Annotated in this window: 5 protein-coding genes and 2 pseudogenes; all 7 read left to right on the forward strand. The window is 42.9% G+C overall.

Annotation, left to right across the window (positions count from 1 at the left end; translation table 11 throughout):
• The first annotated feature begins 66 nt into the window (after nucleotides 1–66).
• The 7 genes and pseudogenes from rho to ACMJ0U_RS01135 all read left to right on the forward strand — a co-directional run bounded on the left by rho (nucleotide 67) and on the right by ACMJ0U_RS01135 (nucleotide 6,749).
• Nucleotides 67–2,097, forward strand: coding sequence for a transcription termination factor Rho (rho, locus tag ACMJ0U_RS01105; RefSeq protein WP_417127604.1), 2,031 nt, complete (start codon nucleotides 67–69; stop codon nucleotides 2,095–2,097).
• A 340-nt stretch (nucleotides 2,098–2,437) separates the two neighbouring features.
• Nucleotides 2,438–2,611, forward strand: a complete 174-nt coding sequence (locus tag ACMJ0U_RS01110; RefSeq protein WP_417127599.1) for a hypothetical protein — start codon at nucleotides 2,438–2,440, stop codon at nucleotides 2,609–2,611.
• Nucleotides 2,608–3,874 (forward strand): annotated as a pseudogene (locus ACMJ0U_RS01115) (PBSX family phage terminase large subunit). Before ACMJ0U_RS01110 ends, ACMJ0U_RS01115 begins: the two are co-directional and overlap by 4 nt.
• Before the next feature lie 10 nt (nucleotides 3,875–3,884).
• A pseudogene (locus tag ACMJ0U_RS01120) lies at nucleotides 3,885–5,399 on the forward strand (phage portal protein).
• A 188-nt stretch (nucleotides 5,400–5,587) separates the two neighbouring features.
• On the forward strand, nucleotides 5,588–5,872 hold the full coding sequence (locus ACMJ0U_RS01125) for a type II toxin-antitoxin system HigB family toxin (RefSeq protein ID WP_417127606.1): 285 nt from the start codon (nucleotides 5,588–5,590) through the stop codon (nucleotides 5,870–5,872).
• An 85-nt stretch (nucleotides 5,873–5,957) separates the two neighbouring features.
• Nucleotides 5,958–6,323, forward strand: a complete 366-nt coding sequence (locus ACMJ0U_RS01130; protein ID WP_417127600.1) for a helix-turn-helix domain-containing protein — start codon at nucleotides 5,958–5,960, stop codon at nucleotides 6,321–6,323.
• A 6-nt stretch (nucleotides 6,324–6,329) separates the two neighbouring features.
• On the forward strand, nucleotides 6,330–6,749 hold the full coding sequence (locus tag ACMJ0U_RS01135; protein WP_417127602.1) for an antitoxin HicB: 420 nt from the start codon (nucleotides 6,330–6,332) through the stop codon (nucleotides 6,747–6,749).
• The last annotated feature ends 196 nt before the right edge of the window (nucleotides 6,750–6,945 follow it).

Consider the following 6,945-nt stretch of genomic DNA (forward strand, 5'->3'; position numbering starts at 1 on the left):
AAAGAGACCTCTGAACGGTTTGTTATGCTTCACACACTCAATATTAATAATTCATTTAACCTATTTATGTACAATATCATTCAATTAAACGACAAAAATTTGTCTGAATTGCAGCAGATAGCCAAAGAGTTGGGTCTGAAAAAAGTCGATTCACTGAAAAAAGAAGAGCTAGTGTATCGCATCCTGGATGAACAGGCAATTGTCGGTGCCACAAAGAAAGTGGCCGCACAGCAAAACAACGAAGAACGCAAGGAAGGACAGCCGCGTAAACGTTCGCGCATCAGTATAAAGAAAGAAGGGGATAAAGTTTACACGGCAACCAAAGACAAGGCACAGAAACTGGAAGCTAATACTCCAGCCCTTCCGGCACCAACTCCATTGTTCAAGGAAATTCCTGCGCCGACGGAAAAAGAGGAAATCGTGGCACCGGTTGCAGAGAAAACAGTTCAGCCGGAAGTTATCGCTGCTCCTGCCACTGAAGAAAAACCCAAAGCCAAGCGTGGACGTAAGCCGGGTTCTAAAAATAAATCTACACTGGCTAAAGAAGCACAGAAAGAAGTACAGGAAGAAGTAGAAAATAAAACAGAAGAACTCATTGCCAAGCCAGCTCCGCTTCCGATAGATGATGATATGGATCTTCCGCCGCTTGACTTAAACAATAACGATTTTATTCCTATTGAAGACCTTCCCTCTGAAAAATTCGAAATTCCGTCTGAACTGCTAGGTAAATTTGAAGCTACCAAAATGGAGGTACCTGTAGTTCCGGCTAAAGAACTGAAACAGAAAAACCAACAGCGTCAGGCGCGTCAGAATAATCGCAATAACCGTCCTAATAACAACAATCAAGGAAAGGACAACAATTCTCAGTCTGTTGCCAGCCAGAATTTGCCAGAGCAGCAATCCTCTTCTTCTTCTACCGAAACTTTTTCCAATAATGCTCCGGCTCCTGCCCCTAAACCAGTAGAAAAAGTCTACGATTTTGATGATATTCTTCAAGGCACCGGCGTATTGGAAATCATGCCTGACGGATATGGATTCCTCCGTTCTTCAGATTACAACTATCTTTCTTCACCAGATGACATTTATGTGTCGCAGTCACAAATTAAGCTGCTCGGCTTGAAAACCGGCGACGTGGTAGAAGGAACTATCCGTCCGCCTAAAGAAGGTGAAAAATACTTCCCGCTGGTGAAGGTTTCCAAAATTAACGGAATGGATCCGGCTTTGGTACGCGACCGTATTCCGTTTGACCACCTGACCCCGCTCTTCCCCGATGAGAAATTCAAATTGTGCAAAGGATATAACGACAACCTGTCGGCTCGTGTAGTTGATTTGTTTGCGCCTATCGGAAAAGGACAGCGTGCGCTGATTGTGGCACAGCCTAAGACCGGTAAGACTATCTTGATGAAAGATATCGCCAATGCCATTGCGGCCAATCATCCGGAAGTGTATATGATTATGCTGCTTATCGATGAGCGTCCGGAAGAAGTAACCGATATGGCTCGCAGCGTGAAAGCCGAAGTGATTGCTTCTACTTTCGACGAACCGGCAGAACGTCACGTGAAGATTGCCGGCATCGTGCTGGAAAAAGCCAAACGCATGGTAGAATGCGGACACGATGTGGTGATTTTCCTGGATTCTATCACTCGTCTGGCTCGTGCCTACAATACGGTTTCTCCGGCATCGGGTAAGGTACTTTCCGGTGGTGTGGATGCCAATGCACTGCACAAGCCCAAACGTTTCTTCGGTGCGGCACGTAATATCGAGGGTGGTGGCTCACTGACGATTGTGGCTACTGCTTTGATTGATACAGGCTCTAAGATGGACGAGGTAATCTTCGAGGAATTCAAGGGAACAGGTAACATGGAGTTGCAGCTGGATCGCAACTTGAGCAACAAACGTATTTTCCCGGCTGTAAACATCGTGGCTTCAAGTACTCGTCGCGACGACCTGCTGCTTGACAAGACTACGCTCGACCGTATGTGGATTCTCCGCAAATACCTGTCGGATATGAACCCTATCGAGGCGATGGATTTCGTGAAAGATCGTCTGGAGAAGACAAAAGACAACGAAGAGTTCCTGATGAGTATGAACTCTTAAAAGAAAATAAGCATTTGTATAAAAAGCAGGGAGAAAAGTAAGCATTCGGTAAACTACAAGTATCAAACCTTTATATACAACAATAGCGACTGTCACTATAAACCTAATAGTTGCAGTCGCTATTATTTTGTTGAACCTATATGTTGCAGTCTTTATAAAACATGCGGAAATCTCTCTAAAGTTGTTGCTGTATTCAATGTAACCCGAAAAAACGTGTATGATTGGGCCAGAGCAGACAGCCGGTTCAAAGATGCTATCACCGACGAAAGAGGTTCTCTGGTAGATGAATGCCTTGTATCTGCACGTGTACTTGCGCTTGGTATCCTTGAGAAAGATGAAAATGGGAACTTTATCGGATGGCGTGAACGTCCAGGGGTATATGATTCGCTATTTACTTTCCACATTAGGAAGAAAAGAAGGATTTGGTGACCGAGAAGACGAAGACACCGACATTCCAAAGGATATTGACCACGGAATTTCTATTGACTCATGGATTAAAAATAGCCTGAAATGATTGTACCCCAAGCGATATATCATCCGTTATATACCGATAGCGAGAAGTTTATCATTCTCATTACCGGTGGCCGTGGTTCGGGGAAGTCTTTCAACGCTTCTACCTTCATAGAGCGGCTTACATTTGAAATGACCCCGTAGAAAAGATTGTCCACCAGATTCTATACACCCGTTACACGATGGTATCTGCCGGGATGTCTATCATTCCGGAGATGATGGAAAAGATAGATTTGGACGGAACCACGAAGTATTTCAAGACAACCAAAACCGATATTGTAAACCGGATGACCGGCAGTCGTATCATGTTCCGTGGTATAAAGACTTCTTCCGAGAACCAGACGGCCAAGTTGAAGTCCATTCAGGGTATCACCACCTTTGTCTGTGATGAAGCAGAGGAATGGACCAGTGAGGAAGAGTTTGACAAGATTATGCTCTCCATCCGTAAGAAGGGAATTCAGAACCGGATTATCATTATCATGAATCCCTGTGACTCCAATCACTTCATCTACAAGAAATACATCGATAATACCCACCGGCTGGTGGATATTGACAGTGTACCGGTTCAAATCTTAACTCATCCAAATGTTCTCCACATTCATATGACTTACTTCGACAATATCGAGAACCTTTCTCCTGAGTTCCTGAGAGAAGTCAAGCAAATGAAGGAGAAGAACCCGGAGAAATACGCTCATGTGGTTATCGGCCGATGGACGGACGTGGCCGAGGGTGCTGTATTCAAGAAATGGGGTATCGTGGATGAGTTCCCCATGTGGTACAAGAAGGTGGCTATCGGACAGGACTTTGGTTACACCAATGATCCATCGGCTTCTATTCGGTGTGGCATCGTAGACAATGTGCTTTATCTGGATGAAGTGGATTATAGAACTGGATACTTTCCGGGGATATTATAAAGACGTTACGCCCGTGGAATTTGAGAGTGATTGCCGACAGTGCGGACCCGCGACTCATTCAGGAGATTCATAATGGAGGGATTAAAATATACGCGGTAGAGAAAGGACAAGGTTCTGTCAATGCCGGTATTGACAAGATGCAGGGAATGGAGATTTACATCACCAAGCGTTCTTATAATCTTCAGAGAGAGTTCAGAAACTATGTATAGGCAAAGGATAAGGATGGAAACTACATCAACGAACCGGAAGACCACGATAACCATGGTATTGACGCTGCACGCTACTATGTGCTGGGAGAACTTCTCGGCAGGATTATGAAACCGAAAGACATCTCAGGAGTATTTGGACATTAAAAATTATTATATGAGAACCTTAGAAGAAATTTTGGCTATGCCGGAAGTAGAGAGAAAAATCTACTATCTGAAGAAAGGACGCAAAACCGAGCAACCAAACGCTCACGCTCTTTACAACGACTGGAATCCAAACAAGCACGAGATAGTGATAGATAAAGAGAAATACCCGAAAATCAAAATCACTACCCAGCCTGAGAAACGGATTACAGACCCGACAACCGGGAAAGAATATGTTGAGCCGGCGGTAAGGAAAGAAGTTGACCCGAAACGGATTGCGCTTCCTATCGAGCAGGACATCGTGAACATTCAGACTGCCTTCACCGTGAGAACAGAACCGGTCCTTGATTGCCAGCCGGACCAGTCGGAAGAAAGCCTTTTTTCTACATTAAAGTAGGTATTCAAGAAGAATAAGTTGAAATACCAGAACGAAAAAGTAGTCCGGGCATGGCTGGCCGAGCAGGAAGTGGCTGAGTACTGGTATGTGGTGAAGGATGACGTCTTCTGGGCAAAGCTTAAGCGAAAGATTTCAGGAATCTTCGGCAAGTCAAAGCCTGATTACCGTCTGAAGAGTACCATCTGGTCCCCGTTCCGTGGCGACAAACTCTACCTTTTCTCCAATGACCAGGGGGATTTGGTGGCCCTATCCCGTGAATACAAGAAAAAAGACCTGAACGACGTGGAGATTACCTGTTTCATGACCATTACCAAGGACACGGTTTATCAGTGGGAACTGACAAGCAGCTGGTCAGACAAAGGTTCATTTGCTCATGGGTTCAGGAAGATGCTGGTGATTTATATGTACCGTCCGGAAGCATGCTGTGAAAAGATAAAGAGTCTCCGCGTAAGACTGGAGAAACTTCTTCCTAACTATGCAGACTGTATCGACCACCACTTCTTCCCTATCCTCATGCTATTTGGTAACGTGGAGAACTTCTCCGGTGAGTTCAAAAACCGGGTGGTCGAGCTGACCGGTCAGGGAGCAAATGCCCAGTACCTTACCTGGTCACAGGTGCCCGATACAGTAAAATTCGAGGTAGAAACCCTGTTAAGTCAGATATATGGACTGACCAATACACCCAGAATCTCTTTTGACTCCCTGAAAGGTATAGGTAACGCCGTATCCGGTGTTACATTCGATTATGTGTTCATATCCACCCATCTTAACGTAGAAAATCTGAACGAGACCGTCGGCGAGTTCATGCAACGGCGTGTGAACTTCCTTGTCTCTACGTTGGGTTCCGTGAATACGACTCTTGAAGAAGCCTCTGAGACCATCGACGTGGATGTGCAGATGCAACCATATAAGCTGGAGGACATCAAAGACAAGATTGATATAGCCATCAAGGCCAAAGACGGAGAAATCTGGTCGCAACAGCGGGCTATCACCTTTGTGGGGAACGTGGATGCAGTTCTGGACGAGATTGAAGCTATCAAGGAAGGGCAGGCCGAAAAGCAGAAGAACGACATCGAGAAACAGATACAGCTTTCCTCTCTCAAAAGTTCCAGTAACAAATCCGAAGAATAGAACAATCCAGTCAGAATGTTTACGGGGATAATACAAAACAGAATGATATAAATCTAAAATATTGACTAATTGAATAGCGGTATCTTTCGAGGTATCGCTATTTTTATTGCGATTACAGATAATAGAAATCAATTTTGAAAAATAGAATTATATTCTTATCTTTGCAATATGATAATGGAGTGAAACCAATGAGAATATTTACAGAACAAGCTATAAAGGAATATGCCGAAACGCATCCTGATACAAAGGTAGCTTTGCAAGAATGGACTACCATAATCAAGAAAAGCGAATGGACTTGCTTTGCAGATGTAAAAAAGACCTTCAATAGCGCGGATAATGTGGGTAACCAACATTATGTTTTTAATATTAAAGGTAATAATTACAGATTGATTGTAGTGATAAAATTTACTATAAAATTCGTTTATATTCGATTTATAGTTACACATGCTGAATATGATAAAATAGCTGATTGATCTAAAATATAATAATAAATAGAGAAAATCTTTGCTTAACGGATTCTATTTTTAATACTGATATTACTCTAAGATTTATACTGATATGACTAAGATAGAAACAAAAGCTCAATATGATTGGGCAGTGAAAAGGGTTGAGGAATTGCTTCCACTGGTTACAGACGAAACCCCTCTTGATAATCCTAATAGTATAGAACTGGAATTACTTTCTAACCTTGTTGCTGATTATTCAGAAGAGCATTTTGCATTAGGAGAACCAACACTTGTTGATGTTCTCAAACTCCGTATGTATGAAATGGGACTTAACCAAAAAGCACTGGCTAAATTGATTGGGGTTAGTCCTTCACGTTTGAGTGATTATATTTCTGGCAAATGTGAGCCAACATTGAAGGTCGCTCGTGAAATTAGTCAAAAACTGAATATTGACGCTAATATAGTGCTAGGTGTTTGATTTGATATGAGAACCGTAGAAGTGATTGTAGGACACGCAGGAAATAATCTTAGTGCCTACATTGAAGGTGCTCCGGTGATTATTGTGGGCAACGATGTGAAGGAAATCGAGAAGAACATGAAGGAAGCTGTTGAGCTATACTTGGATTCATGCAAGGAGATGAACATCGCTCCAGTGGAAGTATTGCAGGGAGAGTTCACCTTGAAATTCAAGATAGATGCTGCCACCTTCATCAACTATTACAGCAGTATCTTTACTAAAGCCGCTTTGAGCCGGATAACCGGAATCAATGAACGCCAGTTATGGCATTATGCGGCTGGAGTACACAAACCACGTAAGCAGCAATTGGAGAAGATTCAGAAAGGTATTAACGCGCTGACAGAGGAACTGGCAGCTATAATTTGTTGTGACTATGATAGATACTAGAGAATTAATAATATTGTAAATGCCAATATAAATAATTCGTCAAGGTTTATTACAATAATCGGCATACAAAAAAAGTCTGTTGCAGAAGAGGCATTGAAAGAAACTGATAATCCTAGGTATCCTTACGATTATAAATGGATTTCTACCAACAATATAGAAGCAATACCTCTCACTAAGGAAATTCTGATAAAAAGCG

Source organism: Phocaeicola sp. (genome assembly GCF_048170425.1).
Lineage (GTDB): Bacteria > Bacteroidota > Bacteroidia > Bacteroidales > Bacteroidaceae > Phocaeicola.

Bases quoted from the DNA above. Each gene is read 5' to 3' on its own strand.
- rho (WP_417127604.1), top strand. From the start codon at position 67: ATGTACAATATCATTCAATTAAACGACAAAAATTTGTCTGAATTGCAG.
- ACMJ0U_RS01110 (WP_417127599.1), top strand. From the start codon at position 2,438: ATGGGAACTTTATCGGATGGCGTGAACGTCCAGGGGTATATGATTCGC.
- ACMJ0U_RS01125 (WP_417127606.1), top strand. From the start codon at position 5,588: ATGAGAATATTTACAGAACAAGCTATAAAGGAATATGCCGAAACGCAT.
- ACMJ0U_RS01130 (WP_417127600.1), top strand. From the start codon at position 5,958: ATGACTAAGATAGAAACAAAAGCTCAATATGATTGGGCAGTGAAAAGG.
- ACMJ0U_RS01135 (WP_417127602.1), top strand. From the start codon at position 6,330: ATGAGAACCGTAGAAGTGATTGTAGGACACGCAGGAAATAATCTTAGT.